The following is a 20,693-nucleotide window of genomic DNA, read 5'->3' as shown; positions in this document are numbered from 1 at the left end:
TATCCCTTGCAGCTAAACGCGCATGCGCGGTTTCCAAACCTATTATCTACCAGCTGTATTTTTTAACGTTATGAATTTAATAGTATTTTCTAAAATGTTACAGAAATAACGCGCAAACTTAGCTGCAAATTTCCGGCATTTTTCCTAGAACGTCAATAATACTGTATAGAAAATCAGTTCTTAGGCACTTACCATGAGCGCTTCAAGCCCTGCAAATAAGGGCCTTAAAATCAAGGGCCCTAAAACCCAGGTCTTACAAAAAACGTTAAGTAAAGCCATGGCTACCGCACGGGTCCAAACTCTGTTCGTCCCCGCATTCCGCTGAAAACGGAAAAGTGTTGCTTTCGGCCTTAAGCTTAAGAAAGTGCTAAAGCTAAGCGTTTGAATTAGTTATACAATAGCTAGCATTGAATGTGAAAACAATTAGCCAAAGGTCAAGTTTTGACAAATGCAACAAAACCCTGATTTGGTTTGTTTTTGAAGCAGAATTGACTGAGTGTTTGCATTCTTCCCTGTTTTTGACGGTCACAGTCCCACCAGAACTAGAACCAGAGCCTGGAAATTAGGTGTATGTCTGTGAGTATATAAGCAATTTCAAGCAACGCTTTTTTGCAGAATGGCACCGACTTTCCCCCTCGATGTCGCCGACAGCCGTTGGTGCAAATAACGTGGCTAAGGGCGAATACACCTATGAGCACGAGCCCCAGATGGATTTGAGTGCCAAATCCGCGCGGTCGAAATGAAAACCAAGAGAGTCCTCTTGGTCTAGGGGCAAATCGAGGGGCAATGCGCCGCGACTTACTAGTCTCAATCGCGGGCTAGTCAATCGCCGGCTAGTCTCAGTCGCGGGTCGCGATACAATATCTGTTACGGCCGGCGGCCTTGGCGCGATAAAGTGCACGGTCGGCCTGTTCAAACAGTTGATCCTGATTTACTCCGGCGCTCCAGGCGGCTATGCCTATGCTGCAGGCGATGCCGTGGCGGTGAAACAGGGTCTCGTTGGCGAGCATTTCGAGCAGGCGCTCGCTCATACGTACTGCCGACTCCAGATTGCCTTCCACCAATACCACAAACTCGTCGCCACCTATGCGAAAAGCCTGGTCGGCATTGCGGATGCCACACTTAAGCAGCTTGCCGAACTGAGTCAGCACTCTGTCACCAAACTTGTGGCCGAGACTGTCGTTGAGCTGCTTGAAATTATCCAGATCAAGCACCACCAGAGATATCGGGCTGTGAGCCCGTCCGGCTCTGGCGAGCGAGGTACGGATACACTGACCGAAATAGTGGCGGTTGCCAAGCTCGGTCAGGGAATCAAACATCGCCTGCTCCGACATCTGCGAATAGGCGATGGCGTTGAACAGCGGCTGTGACAGCAGGGCTTCTATCTGCTCAAGCTCTGCTTGCTCCACCGGGCTCAACACCCTTTGCAACCGGTAGCGCAGCTTGGCGGTGCCCAGTTTACTGACCAGTTCTCTGCTCACCGTACTTTGAGAAGTACGCCCCCAATGAAATTGATGTCCTTTCAGTCGCAGCTGTACTCCCTGTACCGGCAAATATTGTTGCAGCAGTTTGCCATAGCAGGCAAATACTGTCCGGGGATCGAGACTCGCATGCAACCGCTGAACCGCCTGCAGCAGATCCATCTTGGGACGGATAGCCTGAGGTTGATCAGACAGATACTGATAGTCTTCAGGGTAAAACTCTGTTGCCAGACCAAAGTCCATCATAAATACTCCAATAAGGCAGAACCTTTCACGACTGTTACAATGCAAAATGCGTGCCCGATAGGCTTTTGTCTGATTTGTATATAGATCTCATTGAGTTAAGCTTAGGAGTGTTACAGACAATGTTAATGTGACAAGTATTTGACGCTGGCAAAATAATGAATTGAACCTTAGAGAGCAGGGGAGTGCGCATGGAACATGGATTCTTTATCCAGATCCTCTTGATGCTGGTTATTGCCATAGCGGCGATAGCCTTGCTCAGGCGTATAGGCTTGCCCGCTATTCTGGCCTACCTGCTGACGGGGGTTATCAGCGGTCCTTCCGGATTCAATTGGTTTTCGCAGCACCAGATGCAGTCGGTGGCCGAACTTGGGGTGGTGCTACTCATGTTTACCCTGGGACTGGAGTTTTCTGTACCCAGGCTCTGGGCCATGCGCCGCACTGTATTTGGCCTCGGCAGTGCTCAGGTGGTATTGACCACCTTGCTGGCCATGGGGGCCGGATTACTCTTTATCAGCGACGTGACTCAGGCGCTGGTGATAGGTTCAGTGACAGCCTTGTCTTCCACCGCCATAGTGCTGAAACTGCTCAACGACAAGGGCTGGCTCAAGCGCCGCCATGGCGAACTGTCGGTCAGTGTGTTGCTGTTCCAGGACCTGGCCGTGGTGCCCTTGCTTATTCTGCTGCCTTTGCTTGCCGATGGCAGCGAGCCTTTGACTGCCCTGCAGCTTGGGGCAGCTCTGGGAAAGGGGATCCTGGCTTTTATTGTGCTGATGGCTTTTGGTAAGTGGGCTCTGCCCAAATTGTTTGATGAAGTTGCCCGTTCCCGCTCCAACGAGCTGTTTGTGTTATCGACTCTGGTGGTAGCGCTCTTGACCGGCGCCTTTACCCAGTGGCTGGGGTTGTCCATGGCATTGGGGGCCTTTATGGCCGGGATGCTTCTGGGGGAGAGCCAGTACCGGCGCCAGTTGGAGGCGGATATTCGCCCGTTTCGGGATCTCTTGATGGGACTGTTCTTTATCTCCATAGGTATGTTGCTCGACTTCAGTCTGGTGCTGGCCTATTGGTGGCAAATTTTACTGTTGCTGTTGGCGGTAATTATCGGCAAGACGGCGATAGTCTTTGCCCTGCTGAGGCTGGCTAAAGAGCCTTTCAGGGTGGCCATGTCCACCGGCCTCAGTTTGGCGCAGGTGGGGGAGTTTTCATTCGTGTTGCTGGCCCTGGCGGTGAGTTATCAATTGTTGGCCCCCAGTGTCAGTAACACTTTGGTGATGGTTGCCGTACTGTCGATGGCACTGGCGCCGGCATTGGTGCGTCATAGCATAGACATAGCCAGGCTGCTGCAGGGCCTTAAACCCAGGCCTGAACCGGCAGAAAACCTGCCGCCTTTGGATCCCCAGCAAGATCTGGTTTTGCTGCTGGGTTATGGCCGGGTTGGGCAGACCATAGGGCGGTTTCTCAAGGCCGAAGCTATCCCTTTTATTGCCCTCGACCGGGATCCCTCCCGGGTTGCCGAGGCGCGCCGGGCCGGAGAGCCTGTGTATTTCGGCGATGTTTGTAAGCGCAGTTTGCTCAAACAAGCCAACGTGCGCCACGCCAAGAGTATAGTGCTGACCTTTTGCGAGCAGCCGCAGTTGGAAGAGGCCTTGGTGCTGTGCCGGCAATTGGCGCCCGAGGCGCGGATCATGGTGCGAACCCGGGATGACAGCGAGCTTGAACAACTGGAGCAGGCCGGTGCCAGTCAGGTCATTCCGGAAACTCTGGAAGGCAGCTTGATGCTGGTATCTCAGGTGTTGTATCAGTCAGGGGTACCCTTGTCGCGGATCCTCAAACGGCTGGAGTCGGAGCGGCGCAATCATTATCAGTATCTGCACGGTTTCTTTTCCGGTGAGGAAGCCGACTTCTCTCTCGAATTACTGCATGCAGTGGCTCTGCCAAGAGGCGCCAGCGCCGTGGGAAAATTCAGTGCCGAGATCCCCTGGCAACAGCTCAGGGTGGAACTGAGAGCAGTACGCCGCGGCGGCAGGGAGTACGAGCCGCCGGATGAAGATTGGCAGTTCCGCGCCGGTGATACCTTGCTTATTCGCGGCAAGCCCAGAAGGGTGGAGAAAGCCGAAGTTATTTTGCTTCAAGGCTGATTGCCCGGCCGCTGGCGTTGGTTTTATTTGCACGTTAAATGGGGTACTCTGCGACCTTTGTGGAGCTGAATGCCGGGAAGGACTGCTTGGCTGCATGTTGCAGCGACTTTTCCTGATTAAGCGCAAACCCGAGTGACCTACAAGGAGTTGGCAACCGTGACCCATGACAGTAATGATGGCCTCGATATCTCGTTCGAGGAACTGTTTGAGATTTTGACTTCTACCCAGCAGCTGCTGTTTTGCCGTGATGGCGATGTGCCGCTGATCCTGCCGGTGAATATCGATGGCAATGAAGAGGCCAGTCATTGTTATGCCTACCTTCCCATGATGGAGGAGCAGGAGGCGAGCCGGGTGCTTGCAGAGAATCTTAAACAACCGGCGGATTACTATCTCAAACCTATGCACTGGCAACGGCTTATTCTGACAGCTCATTTCAATGAGGTGCTGTTGCTGGAGCTGGCGGGCAAACTCGTGCTGCCGGTGGAAGATCAGCAAGCCTACCTGAGCTATATGGCAGCGCGCCTCAATGGTGAGGACTGCGTGCTGCGGGTTAACAATGTGGAAATCAGCCCTTGGCTCACCGGAGAGGCCGACGCCTGGGAGCTGGTGGAAGCACTGTTTGCCCGTTACGCCTCACTCAAGGGGATCTGGCTGGCCGACTGTCTGTGGCAACAGCCCGAAGGCAAACCCGGTAAGCTGGTAGTTCTCGACGCCGAGCTGGCCAGCTACGAGATGTCGGCCGCCTTGCAGGATCAGGCCAAGGCGCTGGGCTATACGCTTGTCCAACTGAAAGATTTGACCCTGGATTATCAGCTGGATGCGCTGACCATACTGCCGCCGCTGGTGAGCCGAAGTGAAGCGGGGGAAGTGCGTCTCTATGTCGGTGACCCAAACCAGCCCTTTATTCAGTTTCAGCGCCACCACATAGTGCAAACCACAGTCGACAACCCGGAGAGCGATTCCTATGGTTTACAGCAGGGGGCTGAGAACATAGCCGTTACCACCAATGAGCGGGAGCAAGGCTCCACACCAACCTTTGCCGTGACTCTGGTATCAGTGTTGCTGGTGGTGGCCCTACTCATCTTTTTCGCCTGACTCATGCTTAACTGATATCGAAAAAGGCTTTCAATTCATCAATCTGGCACATGGCATCCTGATAACCCAAATCTATCAGGGCGCCTGTGTAGGCGTTCTCAAACAGCAGATAAGACACAATACTGGTGTCCGACTGGCTGTCTATGCCAATCAAAGCCAGCAGTCGACGAATGGCGAAGGGCATCTCCTGATAGTAACGCTTGGCCAGCTCACTGAGATCTTCACTGGGTTTAATCACCAAGGTATCAATCGGCCTCAAATCCAACTGTTGGCGGCTCTGTTCCGGCACCAGCGCCAGAGTGCTGTTGATGCGCCTGAGCCGCTCCAGATCTGAATTCAGGGTATCGGAAAAGATGGTATCCAGCAGATGACCGGCAATGGTGGCCGTCTTGGGATGATAATCCAGTTCAAGGGGCGTGTTCTTGTGTGGGCTGTCCAGGTTGATCACCATGATCCGCTTGGCGCCCAGATGTATCGGGCTGGACAGCGGCGCCAATTGATGCACTGAGCCATCGCCATAGTAAGACTGGGACAGCTTAATTGAGGGGAACACCAAAGGAATGGCGGAGCTGGCCATCAGGTGCTCTGTGTGCAACCGGGTGCGCTCGCCGCTGCGTCTGGCCCTTTGCCAGTTCTCCAGCTCCTTATGGGCCTGAAAGAAGGTCACGGAGCGCGAGCTGTTGTAGCAGGAGGTGTCAATGCTCAGTGCCATCAGGGAGCCGCCGCGGATGTTGCGATCGATTCGCTCGAAGTTAATCAGCTCATTGAGCAGTTGCCGCAAGGGTTCATTGTCCAGCAAACTGCCGGCGTCGGTATTGACCAGATCTCCCTGCATGCCACGAAGGGCCATCTTGGCCAGGTGTGCCAGCACGCCGGTATTGGAGGCGCGGTAGACTCGCTCAGTGTGGATATTACGCCAGATCCATTCCAGTTTTCTCAGCCCAAGGTGAAAACAGGATGCATGGGTGGCGATGGCGGTACCATTGATGGCGCCGGCCGAAGTGCCGCAAACAATCTTGAATGGAATGGCGTGATTGCGGGGATAAAACTGCACCAATGCCTTGAGCACCCCAACCTGATAGGCCGCCCTGGCACCACCGCCCCCCAATACCAAAGCCCTGCTTTCCGGCACAGCGCCTCCTTTGCTAAAACCCAGAACCATAAGAGAATGCCAAGATATAGTATTGTCGCCACTGCTTGGCTAGCTCAGTTTAACTCTAGCTGGCTTTACAGTGGTCGGAGAAGCAAAAAACCGCCCTGAGGCGGTTTTTTTTAATGATAGCGGATGCTTATCTTATGCGAGCCGGTTTTGGATCTGCTCGAGAATACCACTGGCATCCAGCTTGAGCTCAGTCAGTATCTCTTCCGGTGAGCCGTGCTTGATAAATTCATCCGGCAGGCCAATTTGCAACACAGGCTTGCAGATCCCCTGGCTGGCCAGATACTCGAGCACGCCACTGCCGGCGCCGCCCATGATGGCGTTTTCTTCCACAGTTACCAGCAAGTCGTGATTGGCGGCCAGTTCCCTGATCAAATCTTCATCCAAGGGTTTGACAAAGCGCATATCGGCGACTGTGGCATCCAGGGTTTCGGCGGCTTCCAGGCTGGCAGCCAGGGTAGTGCCGAAGTTGAGAATGGCAATCTGTTTGCCCTGACGTCTGACAAGGCCTTTACCTATCGCCATCGCCGTCATCTCTTCAACCTGCTCGGCGCCGGTCGCACTGCCGCGAGGGTAGCGCACTGCGCTTGGGCCCTTATCGTAGCAGTAGCCGGTGTAAAGCATCTGCCGACATTCGTTTTCATCGGATGGTGCCATTATCACCATGTTGGGTACGCAGCGCAGATAGCTGAGATCGAAGGCCCCCTGATGGGTTGGGCCATCGGCGCCCACAATGCCGCCACGGTCAATGGCAAACAGCACCGGCAGGCGCTGCAGTGCCACATCGTGGATCAACTGATCATAGCCGCGCTGCAGGAAGGTGGAGTAAATGGCCACTACCGGCTTATAGCCTTCACAGGCAAAGCCCGCGCCCAGAGTCACAGCATGTTGCTCGGCGATGGCGGCATCGAAGTATTGCTCGGGGAATTTCTGGGAGAACTCCACCATGCCGGAGCCTTCACGCATGGCCGGGGTGATCCCCAGTACCTTGTCATCCTTGGCGGCGATGTCGCACAGCCATTTGCCGAACACCTGGGAAAAACTGGGTTTTCCCGGCTTGGTGGCCGGCTTGCAAAACAGTGAAGGGTCAAACTTGGGCACCGCATGCCAGCCTATGGGATCTTTCTCTGCCGGCTCATAACCTTTGCCTTTCTTGGTCATGATATGCAGTACCTGTGGCCCCTTGAGGCTGCGCATGTTGCGCAGGGTTTCCACCAGGGCATCCACATCGTGGCCATCGATAGGGCCTATGTAGTTGAATCCCAGCTCTTCAAACAGGGTTCCCGGAACCACCATGCCTTTCAGGTGTTCCTCGGTGCGGCGCGCCATCTCTTTGATGACGGGCATGCCCTTGAGTACCTTCTTGCCGCCTTCACGTATTGTGGTGTAGAAGCGGCCGGACATCAGCTGTGCCAGGTGGTTGTTGAGGGCGCCGACGTTTTCCGAGATAGACATCTCGTTGTCGTTGAGCACCATCAGCATGTCTTTGTGCAGATCGCCGGCGTGGTTCATGGCTTCAAACACCATGCCGCCTGTCATGGCGCCATCGCCTATGACGGCTACCACTTTACGGCCGGCTTGCTCTTTATCGGCGGCGACAGCCATTGCCAGCGCGGCCGAAATCGAGGTGCCCGAGTGACCAACACTGAAGGTGTCGTACTCACTCTCTTCCCGCCAGGGGAAAGGGTGCAGGCCGCCTTTTTGGCGTATGGTAGGCATGCGATCGCGACGACCGGTAAGAATCTTATGCGGGTAGGCCTGATGACCCACATCCCAGACCAGGCGGTCAAACGGGGTGTTGTAGACATAATGCAGCGCCACGGTCAGCTCTACAGTGCCTAACCCTGAAGCAAAGTGACCGCTCGACATGCCCACAGATTTTAATAAAAACTCCCTGAGCTCGTCGGCCAGCTGAGGAAGCAGGCTTTGTGGAAGCTGACGCAGCTCTTCCGGGGTATTGGCCTGTGCCAGCACAGGAAACTGAGTGATATCCAGACTCATAACGAGATACTTTGTCTCTTTTTATACTCTTCGCTCAACGATATAGCGGGCGAATTCGGCAATTAACTGGCTATTGTATGGCAATTTGGCCAGCGCTGATAGTGCATCTTCCAGCAGTTTTTGGGCTGTGGCCTTGGCGCCCTCCAGTCCCAACAGTTTAGGATAGGTACTCTTGTTGGCGTCGAGATCCGACCCCTGGGGCTTACCCAGCTCTTCTGTACTGCCGGTGATATCGAGAATGTCATCCTGTACCTGGAATGCCAGACCTATGGCATCGGCGTATTCCAGCAGTGCCTGCCTTTCATTATCATCGACATCGGCGGCAATTACCGCAAACTCGACGGCGCAGCGGATAAGGGCACCTGTCTTCAATCTGTGCAGGGCGGTGAGCTGCGCAAGGGAGATCTCTTTGTCTGTGGCATTGAGATCCTGGGCCTGGCCGCCGCACATACCGCGGTAGCCGGAGGCTTTGGCCAGCGACTGCACCAGGCGCAGGTGTTGGCGGTCGCTGAGGCCCTCGATATCGCTGCTGATAAGTTCAAAGGCCAAGGTCTGCAAGGCATCACCGGCCAGAATGGCGGTGGCTTCGTCAAAGGCGATATGCACGGTTGGCTGACCGCGGCGCAGGGCATCGTCGTCCATGGCCGGCAGATCGTCATGGATCAGCGAGTAAGCGTGAATACATTCTATGGCGGCGGCGCAATCATCGAGGCGCTCAAGGGGAACGCCGAGCATCTCGCCCACAGAGTAAACCAGAAACGGCCGAATACGTTTACCGCCCAGCAGGGCACCATGTCGCATGGCAGCCTTGAGTTTGGGCTCGGTATCATCCAGGGTGTCCAGAATGGTGCCAATCCTTTGATTGACTCTCTGCTGGTATTGGTTAATAGCTTGGGTTAACACTCACTCACCCTCGACATCAAATGGGCTCAATGGCGCCTGGGGATCCTGGGCCAGCAGTATGGCAACTTTCTGTTGCGCCTGTTCCAGTTTAGCCTGGCTGCTGCGCACCAGACCTATGCCACGCTCGAACTGTTTGAGAGCATCGTCCAGCGATACTTCACCGCGTTCCAGCTCGGCGACTATGCGTTCCAGTTCGTTGAGAGATTCTTCAAAGCTCAGATTTTCGGGTTTTTTAGCCACATCGGTTTCCTTGGTGCACCTTGGTTGCCGGCCCATTCCTGCGACCTGATTGTCACGGTGCAAAGGTATAAGGGGAGGGGATTGGCTGCAGGTGTCTTGGCGTTATGTTCAGCGTGACACAAGGTATATCAGGGCGCGATAAGGGTCAAATTGAAGCGCCCGTTATTTGCTCAACAGCACGCTTTGTCGCTGATTTTTTTTGGAGAAAATTAAAATCTTCCTAAACTTGCCTAAGCCCTGTCCGATAACTCAAAATAGAAACTGTTGAAAATTATCATATTCATCTCCTGCGAATAGCCAAGATCCTATATCACCCTTTGAGGCGGATCGGCTTGTATGGGATAGAGATCCCGGCCACACTGTGTCGGGTCTGCTTTAGAGGTGAGGAGCCACTGTGGATTTAGCAACCCTGATAGGACTGGTAGGTGCTTTTGCTTTTATTATCATGGCAATGGTCAGCAGTGGCGGCATTGCAATCTTTATTGATGTGCCTTCGGTATTGATTGTGATGGTAGGTTCGCTGTTTGTGGTGATGATGAAATTCAACCTCAAGCAGTTTTTGGGGGCGGTCAAGATTGCCGCCAAGGCGTTTATGTTCAAACTGGACAAACCCGAAGAGTTGATTGAACAGTCGGTCACCATGGCCGACGCCGCCCGCAAAGGGGGCTTCCTGGCGCTGGAAGAGGCGCAAATTTCCAACAGTTTTATGCAAAAAGCGGTCGACATGCTGGTGGACGGCCACGACGGCGATGTGGTGCGTGAAGCACTGGAGAAGGATATTCAGCTGACCGAAGAGCGCCACAAGGCGGGGATCAGTATCTTCAAGGCGCTGGGTGATGTGGCGCCGGCTATGGGCATGATAGGTACCCTGATTGGTCTGGTGGCCATGTTGTCCAACATGGATGACCCTAAATCCATCGGCCCGGCAATGGCGGTGGCCTTGCTGACCACCTTGTACGGTGCGGTTATTGCCAACATGGTGGCGATTCCGATTGCCGATAAGCTGGCGCTGCGGATGAACGAAGAGATGCTCAACCGCAACCTGATTATGGACGCTGTACTGGCGATTCAGGATGGCCAGAACCCCAGGGTGATTGAGGGCTTCCTCAAAAATTACCTGTCTGAGAAGCAGCGCAAAATAGATACAACGGACGGAGAGTAACACTATGGCCAAGCCCAAGTGTGATTGTCCGCCACCCGGCGCACCCATGTGGCTGGCAACCTTTGCCGACCTGATGTCGCTGCTGATGTGTTTCTTCGTGTTGCTGCTGGCCTTCTCCGAAATGGATGTCATGAAGTTCAAACAGATAGCCGGCTCGATGAAATACGCCTTCGGGGTGCAGAACAAGGTTGAAGTGAAAGATATTCCCAAAGGCACCTCAGTGATTGCGCTGGAGTTCCGCCCCGGACGCCCGGATCCCACCCCGATTGAAATAATCAACCAGCAAACCAACGAGATGACCCAGCAGATCCTCGAGTATCAGGAAGGGGATGACGACAGTGCCGGTGGCGTGCAGCAGCAAAGGGGCGAGCAGCGTGGCGGCGAGGCTTCGGCCACGGCGCAGGAGCAGGCCGAAGACAAGAAGACCCAGGAACAGCAGGCGGCTCAGGATCAGATTAACGAGCAGGTCAAGAAGATGGCCGAGGCGCTCAACAAAGAGATAGTGGACGGCGCTATTGAAATCGAGTCTCTGGGGCAGCAGATTATCATCCGTATTCGGGAGAAGGGCGCCTTTGCCTCAGGTTCGGGGTTCCTGCAACCCAGGTTCAAACCTGTGGTGCAGGCGGTTGGCGAGCTACTCAAAGATGTACCCGGGATAATCACAGTCTCCGGCCACACGGATGACATGCAGATAAGCAATGAGCTGTACAGCTCCAACTGGGACCTGTCCAGCCAGCGGGCGGTGGCAGTGGCCCACGAATTGGTCAAGGTGCCCGGCTTTGATGCCAGCAGAATGAAAGTGGTGGGCATGGCTTCCACTGCGCCTTTGGTGCCCAACGACTCGCCGGAGAATCGCGCCCGTAACCGCAGGGTGGAAATCTCCATTGAGCAGGGCAAGGCCAAAGAGTCTGATGAGATTGAAGTCGATCCCAATCTTTGATGGCGCAGTATCATCAGAATCAGAGCAGCCTGAAAACGGCTGCTTTTTTTATGCTTCTGCAATCCGGGCACGGCTTTGGAGTGGCAAATCTCTGTGCCAGCTAGCGGGTCTTTGTTATAATCCCACGATTGCTGTTTGAACTTTTTTTCCTCGGGATCCCCATGAAGTTTATCGTAAAGCTGTATCCAGAAATCATGATGAAGAGCAAACCGGTAAGAATGCGTTTTACCAAGATGCTCGAGTCCAATATCCGCAATGTACTCAAAAAAGTGGATGAAGACGCTGCCGTTACCCGCCAGTGGGATCGGATTATGGTGCAGGTTCCCAAAGACAAACCCCAGCTAAAACAAGTTTTTGCCGAGCGTCTGGCTTGTATTCCCGGGATTTCTACCATCAGCCAGGTCAATGAATACAGCTTTGAAACCGTTGATGATATCTACCAGCATGCGCTCAAGGTGTATGCCGACGAGCTGGCGGGTAAGACCTTCTGTGTCCGCGCCAAGCGCAGCGGCAAGCACGACTTCAGTTCGCAGGATGTGGAGCGTTACGTAGGTGGTGGCCTGAACCAGTTTACCGAAGCGGCCGGTGTGCGCCTCAAAGACCCGGATATGACCATTAATCTGGAGATCAACAACGACAAACTCTACCTGGTGGAGAAGAAGATCCCCGGACTTGGTGGATTTCCGATCGCGACCCAGGAAGATGTGCTGTCCTTGATCTCCGGCGGTTTTGATTCAGGGGTGTCCAGTTTCCAATTTATCAAAAAGGGTTCCCGTACCCACTACTGCTTCTTCAACCTGGGCGGTGCCCAGCACGAAATAGGGGTCAAGCAGGTGGCGCACCATTTGTGGAAGACCTATGGCGAGTCGCATAAAGTCAAGTTTGTGACCGTTCCCTTTGAGCCCGTAGTGGCCGAAATCCTCGAGCGTATAGACAATGGCTTGATGGGCGTCATACTCAAGCGGATGATGATGCGCGCCGCCGCCAGGGTGGCGGAACGTATGGGGGTTCAGGCACTGGTCACAGGTGAGAGCCTGGGACAGGTATCCAGCCAAACCTTGACCAACCTCAATGTGATTGACCGCTGTGTCGATACCCTGATCCTCAGACCTTTGATCACCATGGACAAGCAGGACATCATCAACGAGAGCCGCAAGATAGGTACGGAAGACTTTGCCAAGTCCATGCCTGAATACTGCGGCGTGATTTCACAAAAACCCACGGTCAAGGCGGTGTTGTCCAAGGTTGAAGCCGAGGAAACCAAGTTTTCCGAAGATCTGCTGGACCGGATCATCGCCGATGCCGTGGTCATGGATATTCGGGAGATAGCAACCGACATGGATACCAAAGTAACGGAAACCGAAACCGTCGCCAGTGTCGGTCAGGGGGAAGTGGTGCTGGATATCAGGGCGCCGGAAGAGGAAGAGAGCAAGCCGCTGCAACTGGAAGGTGTCGAGATAGTTCATATTCCTTTCTTCAAGTTGGCCAGCGCCTTTGCCGAGCTCGATAGCAGCAAGACCTATCTGCTCTATTGCGATCGCGGCGTTATGAGTAAACTGCAGGCGCTCTACCTTCAGGAGCAAGGGCACGGTAACGTCAAGGTTTACCGCCCCTGATAAACAAAAAGCCGCCTCTCTCGAAGCGGCTTTTTTGCTGCTGACGCTCAGCGAAATCCAATGGGACTCAGTTAAGCTGAACCTTTGATGGACTGGCTGCAGCGTCTTCGGCCAACAGCAGTGTCGGCTCGTCCAGCGCATGGGTTCTGAGCTCTTCGCTGTTGGCGGCAATGTTACGGCTCAGCTCCTGCTCAAGCAGTTTAAAGTCTATCTGCACCGCAGGGGCTTCGACAGCAACTCGTGGCAGAGGACGAGTTTGCGCCGGTGCAGAAAGACTTTCCGCAGCCACGGCGCTGGTGCTCATGCCAAACAGCAGGAGCACAAAAGCGGATTTAAAGTTCAACATGGGATGCCTCCGGGTGAGAACGGGCACTGAGTGCCAGTGTCAGACCTTCCCTTCGACTGCTCAGAGATTGTCTGAATATTCAACTTTTCGGCGCAAAATTTAACCAAAAGCGCTGGCTTTAACAAACGATAAAATGTAACAATCTGGATTAGAAAAACTAATTAAAAAATGAGAAGTGGATCACTATGTCAAAACGACTCCCTCCGCTGAATGCGGTCAAGGCGTTCGAGGCAGCAGCAAGGCATTTGAGCTTTACCCGCGCCGCCGAAGAACTGTTCGTTACCCAGGCCGCAGTGAGTCATCAGATCAAGGCGCTGGAAGACTTTCTGGGATTAAAATTATTTCGCCGAAAGAACCGCTCGCTGCTACTGACCGAAGAGGGGCAAAGCTACTTCCTCGATATCAAGGATATTTTTACCCAACTGTCGGATGCCACTGACCGGCTGCTGGCTCGTAGCGCCGTGGGTTCCTTGACCGTCAGCATGTCGCCCAGCTTTGCCATTCAGTGGCTGGTGCCGCGTCTGGCAAAATTCAGTGAGAAGAATCCCGATATCGATGTGCGGATCAAGGCGGTGGATGCCGAGTTCAGCGCCTTGTCCGACGATGTGGATGTGGCAATTTACTATGGTCAGGGTAACTGGCCCGGGCTCAGGGCCGACAAACTGCGCAACGAAGTGTTGATCCCCGTATGCTCGCCAATGCTGCTCAACGGCCCCAAGCCATTGGAAAAGCCTGCCGATCTTAAATATCATACCCTGCTGCACGATATGAGCCGTCATGATTGGCAGGCCTGGTTCCGCCAATGCGGCGTAACGGATGTCAATGTGAACCAGGGGCCGATATTCAGCCACTCATCTCTGGTACTGCAGGCCGCGGCCCATGGCCAGGGGGTTGCTCTGGGCTACAGCGTGCTCGCCCGCCCCGACATCAAGGCCGGGCGTTTGGTCTGTCCGTTCCAAGAGGTTCTGGTCAGCAAAGATGCCTATTATCTGGTGTGCCAGCAAAAGCATGCCGAGTTAGGTAAAATCATCGCGTTCCGCGAATGGATGCTGGATATGTTTGCTGAGGAGTCGCGTAGTGAATTGTTGCCGGGATAAGTCGGTAACACGCTTCTCTGCATATACAGGAAGGCACTACAAATAAGTGAAAGCTTGCAGTTTATAGGGAACTTTGATGGAACTGGCTTACATAAACGAAAACACGGAAGAGAGTGATGCCATGTTTAGTTGCTCTGATAACAGAGAGCACCTGTACGAAGACATGGACTACATTCCAGTGAGCGCATTGAGTGCGGTTATTTGGGAGGACGAAGACAGTTATTCAGAAGCAGTTTTCGATATCACAAACTCAGGGGATTTAAGCGTTACCAAACCTATAGCAGACGTTTTTATGAGCTTTGACCCATATGGCGTCGCTTTTTTGCCCAATAGATTACAGTGCATGGATGGTCTGTCGACTCAGCAGCGATATATTATCGCGATAAATAACGAGTTGGATGTATTGGATGAAGACAAGTCAGTTATAAAAAACGTTATCAGGCATTATGATCCCAAAAAGCACGGCTACGATGTGCCATTGGAAGAGCAGAAGCCTTTTCATTCAATCATAGTTAGTAAATTGTATCTTGACCGAGAAAAGCTCGAGTCTTATCCCATGAACCGCAGACACATTTTCAGGGTTAAAGGTACCAATAACTTTTTCTTTTCTTCAGAAGTATATGATGAGCTCTATAATATCGCTCTACAGGGGTTAGCTTGTGGACTGACCGCTTTTAAGTTTGATGTCGATGATGAAGCACCAAGGAGATAATAGTAAGTGAAAGATGAATACTCGATACTCACTAAACAAAATATGGATACTTTCCCATTCCAACAAACACCTGCACCAGTAGGTGCTGCAGCACCGGATCTGTTATTGGAAATGACCTTTTCTCCAAAGCTGTTCATTATTGGTGATATAGCATCCAAACTGGAGCCATTGGTGCAGCATGGTGTTGAATGGCTGGATGCTCGTGTTGACAATTCGCCAAGTCAACCTTCGGATGAACAACTCGAGGTATATGACAACTATCGAATGCCTTATATCCAGCAGACGTACAGATTGACGGATAAAGAAAAGCAATTTGGTAAGTTGAATTGGTTAGATACTGACTCGACAGAGTTCGATTTTTCTAAGCTGGAAAATATTCCTGTGGAACAAAGGTTAATATTTAAACTGGAAGAGGACTTTGGCTTGGTGTTTATTCATCAAAGTGTGATTGATTTATTGAAAAAACATGTAAAAACGGTATGGGTAAGAGATATATAATTACCGCTTGGTCGTTTTTTAACGCTACTTTTTTAATAAATTGATTTGTCAGGGAAGTACGGTATTTAATATTGTGGTTTATTCGAACCCAAGCATGAAAATTATTGTATCTTCGGACAGGGCTGATGATGAATTTGAATACTAACTGGTTGCTGGATAAAGGTAAGGACAGTGACACTCTGGTGTTGTTCGCCCATGGCGCCGGTGCCGATATGCACAGCGACTTTATGGCAGATTATGCCACGCTGTTGTCCGCCAGCGGCCCGAGCGTGCTGAGGTTTAACTTTCCTTACATGGTCAAGCGCGGCGAGGATGGCAAGCGGCGCCCGCCGGACCGGGCACCTGCGCTGTTGCAGTCCTTCGAGCAGACCTTGGCAGCAGCGGTTGCCGAGTTTGCGCCCAAGCGACTATTTTTGATGGGCAAATCCATGGGCGGGCGGATGGCGGCCATGCTGGCGGCCAATGATAAACTGGCGATGACCCCCAGCGGCGTTATCTGTCTTGGTTATCCGTTTTTGCCGCCGAAGAAGACCGAGCCCAGACTTGAGCCCTTGTGGGAGTGTGCCTCGCCTCTGCTTATTTTGCAGGGCGAGCGCGACAGTTTCGGCAAGCGCGAGCAGTTGGCCTCCTGGGCGCTGCCCGAGCAGGCCAAAGTACGCTTTATTACCGACGGAGATCATAGTTTTGTGCCGCGCAAGTCGTCCGGAACGGATCTTAAGGCTAACCTGCAGGATGCCGTGAAAGAATCACTTTTATTTATCGGGAGTTAGTTATGCGTAAGGGGTTATTGTTACTGGCGGCTATCAGTGGTTTCTTTGCCGTTGCACTGGGAGCTTTTGGCGCCCATGGACTCAAGACCATTGCACCTGCCGAGTTGATCGCCATATTCAACCTGGGGGTTGAATATCAGTTCTATCACACCTTTGGTTTGATCACCCTGGCCTTTGCCGGTCACTGGTTCAAGTCGCGTCTGATTGACTGGGCGGCGGGGCTGTTTATCGCCGGAATCTTTATGTTCTCCGGCTCGTTGTATCTGTATGCCTTGACCGGCACCAAGTGGCTGGGCATGGTAACCCCTCTCGGCGGCAGCTGCTTCCTGGTAGGCTGGTTATTGTTGGCGGCAGCGGTATGGCGCCACCGCATGGATGAAACCGGGCTATAAGTCTGGTTGGCTAAAGCCATTATTTACTAAAGCCATTGTTTACTAAAGCCATTGTTTGCTTAAAACTGTCACCTGAAGAGATAGCCCTCTAGAGAGATAGCTATTTAAAGAGATGGCTATTTAAGTAGATAGTCCGCAGGCCTGCCCTGGTAAACACCCGCCCAAGTGGCGGGTGTTTTGTTCCCAATTGCCGAAGGGCAGGGTGAATGGGCCGATACGCGCTGCAGGCCGAGGTCAATTTAGCCTGAGCTTTCTTACAAGCCTGGCATGCTTGGCTTTTCATTCTCACCGAGTCAGGCAACTCCTGCGCACAATGCTATGGTATACTCGCGCCTTCGCCAGTTGCCGGAGGCTTTCCGGTAAGATTCACTGTTTGGAAATACCAATGAACAACCTGTTTCTGTTTTGTCGTGCCGGCTATGAAAAAGAGTGCGCGGCCGAGATCCAAAATCGGGCGGCACTGCTCAATGTCGGTGGTTTCGTCAAGGCCAATAACAACGATGCCTATGTGATCTTTCAATGTTTTGCCGAAGGGGAAGCCGACACCCTGGCACAGGAACTGGCGCTGGACTCATTGATCTTCGCCCGGCAGATGTTTGTCTGCGGCGATCTGCTCAGTGACCTGCCCCCCGAAGACAGGGTAGGGCCAATTACCGCCGCACTTGAAGATATCAGCAGGGGCGGTGAACTCAGGGTCGAAACACCGGATACCAACGAAGCCAAAGAGCTGCTCACCTTCTGCCGCAAGTTTACCGTGCCGCTGCGTCAGTCTTTGAAACAGAGCGGTACTCTGCTGGCCAAGGAAAACCCCAAGCGGCCGATAATCCATGTGTGCTTTGTGGCACCGGGCAAGGCGTTCGCCGGTTATTCCTACAGCCATAACTCGTCACCGTTTTTTATGGGGATCCCCAGGCTCAAGTTTCCCGCCGATGCGCCCAGCCGCTCGACTTTGAAACTGGATGAGGCCTTCAATCACTTTATTCCCGAGCCGCAGCGGGAAGAGCGTTTGCGCAGCGGCCTCAACGCCGTGGATCTCGGCGCCTGTCCCGGCGGCTGGACCTATCAGTTGGTGCGCCGCGGCATGTTTGTATCGGCCGTCGACAATGGCCCCATGGATGCAGGATTGATGGAAACCGGCCAGGTAACTCACTTCCAGGCCGACGGTTTCCGTTTCGAGCCCAAGCGCAAGAACATCTATTGGCTGGTGTGTGACATGGTGGAAAAACCGGCCAGGGTGGCCGAGCTGATGGAAGCCTGGACCATCAATGGCTGGTTCAAAGAGGCTATCTTTAACCTGAAACTGCCGATGAAGAGCCGTTATAAAGAGGTGAGCACCATATTGGAAAATATGCAGGCCATTCTCAAAGAAAACGGCATCACAGAGTTTAAGCTGGCCTGTAAACACCTCTATCACGACAGGGATGAAGTGACTGTGCACCTGTGGCTGCGGCCCAACTCTCCTTGGTGAGTTGGTACTCGAGGCCCCAAGCGGGCCTTGATGCTTTTCAGCTCAAGGCCAACTGCTGTAGCACGGCATCCGGGATGTCATACTGGCCGCAAACCCACTCAAGATTGCCGTCAACAAAGCCGAGTAGCTCCCGGGTCAACATCAGGTTATAGACGGCATCGGCCACTAGGCTAACGTACTCGGCTTTCTTTCTCGGTGACAAGTGATGGTGGCGCCGGTAATCCTGCAGTGCTTGTTCCAGCTTCTTGCCGGCAACGCCTAGGGAACCGGCTTGTTCCCGCATCAATTCCTGTTCCAGCAGACTCTGCTGTTGCTGCTTTAGTTCACTCAGTTTTGAGGCTGACACCCGCTACTCCTCTGGCTGCTTGTCCTGTTTTTAAGTGTGTGCCCCTGATAATGGATCAACAAGTCGATGTCGGCGAAATGTTCGCTGGCGCACAAAAATCTGCTCTCAAATGACCATGCAACTCTTACTTGGGTGCTTGCAGCCATTTAAGCTTGGTAAATATTGAGTTGTATCACGCAACTAAAAAACTTTTAAGGTGTAATCTGCCGCGGTTCCTGCTACTAAATAAGTTCTGTTTCTTGATATGAGTCTGCGGATAGAAGTAATGCAGTTTTCCAAGTTTGGTGACAAGTTTAACCGTTATACAGGTATCACCCAGTTGATGGATGATCTCAACGAAGGGCTACGCACTCCGGGGGCGATTATGCTGGGTGGCGGTAACCCGGCGGCCATCCCCTCCATGCTGGACTATTTTACCGAGCTTAGTGCCGATATGTTGGCCAAGGGCGAGTTGCTCGCGGCCATGACCAACTATGATGGCCCGCAGGGAAAAGATGTCTTTCTCAATGCCTTGGCCAAGCTGCTGAACGATACCTACGGTTGGTCGCTAACCAAAAACAATATCAGCCTCACCAACGGCAGCCAGAGCTCCTTTTTCGCGCTGTTTAACCTGTTTGCCGGTACTACTGCCGAGGGGCAAAAACGCAAGATCTTACTGCCGCTGGCTCCGGAGTATATTGGCTACAGTGATGCCGGTCTGGAAGACGAACTGTTTCGTACCTTCAAGCCGGAAATTACCAAGCTGGATGGCGGCTTGTTCAAATACCACATCGACTTTGAAAGGCTTAAAGTCGATGCCGATATCGGCGCCATTTGTGTTTCACGGCCGACTAACCCCACAGGCAATGTGCTGACCGATGAAGAGGTTGATAAGCTGGATAAGCTGGCAAGAGCGCACGAGATCCCGCTGATCCTCGACTGCGCCTATGGCTCACCTTTCCCCAATATTCTGTTTGAGGATGTGACTCCTTTCTGGAACGACAACACTGTGCTGTGCATGAGTCTCTCCAAGCTGGGGCTGCCGGGACTGCGCTGCGGCATAGTGATAGCCAACGAAGCCATCACCCAGGCGCTGACCAATATCAACGGTATTATTTCACTGGCACCGGGCAGCATGGGCCCGGCGATGGCGACAGAGATGATAGCCCGTGGTGATATGCTGCGGCTCGGCAATGAAGTGGTGCGGCCTTTCTATCTGCAGCGGGCGCAGCAAACCGTGGCCATGCTGCAACAGGCTCTGCCGGACTCCAGATTCAGAATTCATAAACCCGAGGGTGCGATTTTCCTCTGGCTCTGGTTTGAAGGCCTGCCCATCAGTGCCATGGAACTCTATCGACGCCTGAAAGCCAGGGGCGTGTTGGTGGTGCCAGGAGAGTACTTCTTCTTCGGACTGGCCGAAGAGTGGCCACACGCCGGTGAGTGTATTCGGATGAACTATGTGCAACAACCTGAATTGATGCGCCGCGGCATTGAAATCATCGCCGAAGAGGTTAATAAGGCCTGGGCACAGCTTGGTTGAAACCAAGGCTACTATCGCAGAGTTGCTTGCTGTGAGTTTTAAGCAACTCTGCTACGGCATATGGATCATATTTCGCTTCAGTCTCAGAGGAGTCCATCTCCTACGGCGCACTTCGCACAGGCGTATGTCTGTTGGTACGTCAAAAGTTTAAACCAAATCCACCATTACAGAATGACACCAATTCCCCCGCGCTGTCGCCAAGAGTCAGGGATGGCGAACAGGCCGTTGTGCATGAATGTACTTGCTTCACGATTAGGGCGCTGGCACAGCTGCTAACATAGCTTTTAGCTCGAAATAGCCAAATAACATAGGTTGGGCTTCCGGTTATGACTGTTTCTTATTGCCTGCCGCAGGCTTATGCACAGGCGATCCTGTGACTCGCTGCAAGTACATATATGTACACCTCGATCATATCAACGCTTTTATGGGTAACAGAAGTAATACTGCGTACGTATATCCGACCTGTTTATGAGGACCTTTATCCTCTGGCCTTAATGAGAACCGCGCCCTTGTGCATATCATCCCTCCGGAATCAAAGTTCCTTGTACTTGAGCTGCTTTACAAAGG

The 20,693-nt window shown here is 53.0% G+C and carries 19 protein-coding genes; 12 read left to right on the top strand and 7 right to left on the bottom strand.

Going from position 1 to position 20,693, the window contains the following annotated elements; all coding sequences use genetic code 11:
* Window positions 1-839: 839 nt before the first annotated feature.
* On the bottom strand, window positions 840-1,727 hold the full coding sequence (gene dgcS, locus ON072_RS20010) for a diguanylate cyclase DgcS (protein WP_306440256.1): 888 nt from the start codon (window positions 1,725-1,727) through the stop codon (window positions 840-842).
* Window positions 1,728-1,915: 188 nt separating this feature from the next.
* On the opposite strand from dgcS, the gene ON072_RS20005 reads away from it, so the two are divergent.
* Both ON072_RS20005 and ON072_RS20000 read left to right on the top strand, forming a co-directional pair.
* The gene (locus ON072_RS20005) at window positions 1,916-3,862 is read left to right on the top strand and encodes a monovalent cation:proton antiporter-2 (CPA2) family protein (protein WP_234500710.1); all 1,947 of its coding nucleotides are present in this window, start codon (window positions 1,916-1,918) and stop codon (window positions 3,860-3,862) included.
* 156 nt (window positions 3,863-4,018) lie between these two features.
* Window positions 4,019-4,957, top strand: coding sequence for a hypothetical protein (locus tag ON072_RS20000; RefSeq protein WP_274626159.1), 939 nt, complete (start codon window positions 4,019-4,021; stop codon window positions 4,955-4,957).
* Window positions 4,958-4,964: 7 nt separating this feature from the next.
* On the opposite strand, the gene ON072_RS19995 is transcribed toward ON072_RS20000, so the two are convergent.
* The 4 genes from ON072_RS19995 to xseB all read right to left on the bottom strand — a co-directional run bounded on the left by ON072_RS19995 (window position 4,965) and on the right by xseB (window position 9,260).
* Window positions 4,965-6,089, bottom strand: coding sequence for a patatin-like phospholipase family protein (locus ON072_RS19995; RefSeq protein ID WP_025887263.1), 1,125 nt, complete (start codon window positions 6,087-6,089; stop codon window positions 4,965-4,967).
* Between the two features lie 162 nt (window positions 6,090-6,251).
* Entirely contained in the window at window positions 6,252-8,117 is a 1,866-nt protein-coding gene (gene dxs, locus ON072_RS19990; RefSeq protein ID WP_144191629.1) for a 1-deoxy-D-xylulose-5-phosphate synthase, read from the bottom strand.
* 21 nt (window positions 8,118-8,138) lie between these two features.
* Window positions 8,139-9,020 carry a (2E,6E)-farnesyl diphosphate synthase gene (ispA, locus tag ON072_RS19985; protein WP_025012017.1) on the bottom strand — a complete coding sequence of 294 codons (882 nt, stop codon included), beginning with the start codon at window positions 9,018-9,020 and terminating at the stop codon, window positions 8,139-8,141.
* Window positions 9,021-9,260 carry an exodeoxyribonuclease VII small subunit gene (xseB, locus tag ON072_RS19980; protein WP_025012016.1) on the bottom strand — a complete coding sequence of 80 codons (240 nt, stop codon included), beginning with the start codon at window positions 9,258-9,260 and terminating at the stop codon, window positions 9,021-9,023. It abuts the gene before it with no gap.
* 394 nt (window positions 9,261-9,654) lie between these two features.
* Between xseB and pomA the strand changes: the two genes are divergently transcribed.
* The 3 genes from pomA to thiI all read left to right on the top strand — a co-directional run bounded on the left by pomA (window position 9,655) and on the right by thiI (window position 12,978).
* Window positions 9,655-10,422 (top strand): flagellar motor protein PomA, encoded by a 768-nt coding sequence (pomA, locus tag ON072_RS19975; protein ID WP_025012015.1) that lies wholly within the window; start codon window positions 9,655-9,657, stop codon window positions 10,420-10,422.
* 4 nt (window positions 10,423-10,426) lie between these two features.
* Complete coding sequence (locus ON072_RS19970; RefSeq protein WP_025887266.1) at window positions 10,427-11,362, top strand: flagellar motor protein MotB; 936 nt, start codon at window positions 10,427-10,429, stop codon at window positions 11,360-11,362.
* A gap of 161 nt (window positions 11,363-11,523) precedes the next feature.
* Entirely contained in the window at window positions 11,524-12,978 is a 1,455-nt protein-coding gene (gene thiI / locus ON072_RS19965) for a tRNA uracil 4-sulfurtransferase ThiI (RefSeq protein ID WP_144380444.1), read from the top strand.
* 67 nt (window positions 12,979-13,045) lie between these two features.
* On the opposite strand, the gene ON072_RS19960 is transcribed toward thiI, so the two are convergent.
* Window positions 13,046-13,324 (bottom strand): hypothetical protein, encoded by a 279-nt coding sequence (locus ON072_RS19960; protein ID WP_025887268.1) that lies wholly within the window; start codon window positions 13,322-13,324, stop codon window positions 13,046-13,048.
* 185 nt (window positions 13,325-13,509) lie between these two features.
* Between ON072_RS19960 and ON072_RS19955 the strand changes: the two genes are divergently transcribed.
* The 6 genes from ON072_RS19955 to rlmM all read left to right on the top strand — a co-directional run bounded on the left by ON072_RS19955 (window position 13,510) and on the right by rlmM (window position 18,261).
* Complete coding sequence (locus tag ON072_RS19955; RefSeq protein WP_025887269.1) at window positions 13,510-14,421, top strand: transcriptional regulator GcvA; 912 nt, start codon at window positions 13,510-13,512, stop codon at window positions 14,419-14,421.
* Window positions 14,422-14,497: 76 nt separating this feature from the next.
* Window positions 14,498-15,133: an imm11 family protein gene (locus tag ON072_RS19950; protein WP_028781016.1), complete on the top strand. Its 636-nt coding sequence runs from the start codon at window positions 14,498-14,500 to the stop codon at window positions 15,131-15,133.
* A 6-nt stretch (window positions 15,134-15,139) separates the two neighbouring features.
* Entirely contained in the window at window positions 15,140-15,631 is a 492-nt protein-coding gene (locus ON072_RS19945; protein ID WP_045283881.1) for a hypothetical protein, read from the top strand.
* A 125-nt stretch (window positions 15,632-15,756) separates the two neighbouring features.
* Window positions 15,757-16,401: an alpha/beta fold hydrolase gene (locus tag ON072_RS19940; RefSeq protein ID WP_096142763.1), complete on the top strand. Its 645-nt coding sequence runs from the start codon at window positions 15,757-15,759 to the stop codon at window positions 16,399-16,401.
* 2 nt (window positions 16,402-16,403) lie between these two features.
* Window positions 16,404-16,793 (top strand): DUF423 domain-containing protein, encoded by a 390-nt coding sequence (locus ON072_RS19935; RefSeq protein ID WP_025887273.1) that lies wholly within the window; start codon window positions 16,404-16,406, stop codon window positions 16,791-16,793.
* Between the two features lie 385 nt (window positions 16,794-17,178).
* Window positions 17,179-18,261 carry a 23S rRNA (cytidine(2498)-2'-O)-methyltransferase RlmM gene (gene rlmM, locus ON072_RS19930; RefSeq protein ID WP_144380447.1) on the top strand — a complete coding sequence of 361 codons (1,083 nt, stop codon included), beginning with the start codon at window positions 17,179-17,181 and terminating at the stop codon, window positions 18,259-18,261.
* A 37-nt stretch (window positions 18,262-18,298) separates the two neighbouring features.
* Here the strand turns inward: rlmM and ON072_RS19925 are convergent, their stop codons facing one another.
* Window positions 18,299-18,607: a hypothetical protein gene (locus ON072_RS19925; protein WP_025012006.1), complete on the bottom strand. Its 309-nt coding sequence runs from the start codon at window positions 18,605-18,607 to the stop codon at window positions 18,299-18,301.
* A gap of 265 nt (window positions 18,608-18,872) precedes the next feature.
* Here ON072_RS19925 and ON072_RS19920 point away from each other — a divergent pair, with 265 nt between their 5' ends.
* A complete protein-coding gene (locus ON072_RS19920) occupies window positions 18,873-20,126 on the top strand; it encodes a valine--pyruvate transaminase (protein ID WP_144380448.1) in 1,254 nt (417 codons plus the stop codon).
* Window positions 20,127-20,693 lie beyond the last annotated feature (567 nt).

The organism is Shewanella sp. K8 (assembly GCF_028823715.1).
In the GTDB taxonomy this organism is placed as follows: domain Bacteria; phylum Pseudomonadota; class Gammaproteobacteria; order Enterobacterales; family Shewanellaceae; genus Shewanella; species Shewanella algae.
The sequence above is the reverse complement of the archived record's forward strand: the minus strand, read 5'-3'. Positions and strand labels throughout refer to the sequence as shown.

Bases quoted from the DNA above. Each gene is read 5' to 3' on its own strand.
- ON072_RS19935 (WP_025887273.1), top strand. From the start codon at position 16,404: ATGCGTAAGGGGTTATTGTTACTGGCGGCTATCAGTGGTTTCTTTGCC.
- ON072_RS19960 (WP_025887268.1), bottom strand. From the start codon at position 13,324: ATGTTGAACTTTAAATCCGCTTTTGTGCTCCTGCTGTTTGGCATGAGC.
- rlmM (WP_144380447.1), top strand. From the start codon at position 17,179: ATGAACAACCTGTTTCTGTTTTGTCGTGCCGGCTATGAAAAAGAGTGC.
- dxs (WP_144191629.1), bottom strand. From the start codon at position 8,117: ATGAGTCTGGATATCACTCAGTTTCCTGTGCTGGCACAGGCCAATACC.
- thiI (WP_144380444.1), top strand. From the start codon at position 11,524: ATGAAGTTTATCGTAAAGCTGTATCCAGAAATCATGATGAAGAGCAAA.
- ON072_RS19955 (WP_025887269.1), top strand. From the start codon at position 13,510: ATGTCAAAACGACTCCCTCCGCTGAATGCGGTCAAGGCGTTCGAGGCA.
- dgcS (WP_306440256.1), bottom strand. From the start codon at position 1,727: ATGATGGACTTTGGTCTGGCAACAGAGTTTTACCCTGAAGACTATCAG.
- ON072_RS19940 (WP_096142763.1), top strand. From the start codon at position 15,757: ATGATGAATTTGAATACTAACTGGTTGCTGGATAAAGGTAAGGACAGT.
- ON072_RS20005 (WP_234500710.1), top strand. From the start codon at position 1,916: ATGGAACATGGATTCTTTATCCAGATCCTCTTGATGCTGGTTATTGCC.
- ON072_RS19970 (WP_025887266.1), top strand. From the start codon at position 10,427: ATGGCCAAGCCCAAGTGTGATTGTCCGCCACCCGGCGCACCCATGTGG.
- ON072_RS19950 (WP_028781016.1), top strand. From the start codon at position 14,498: ATGGAACTGGCTTACATAAACGAAAACACGGAAGAGAGTGATGCCATG.
- ON072_RS19920 (WP_144380448.1), top strand. From the start codon at position 18,873: ATGCAGTTTTCCAAGTTTGGTGACAAGTTTAACCGTTATACAGGTATC.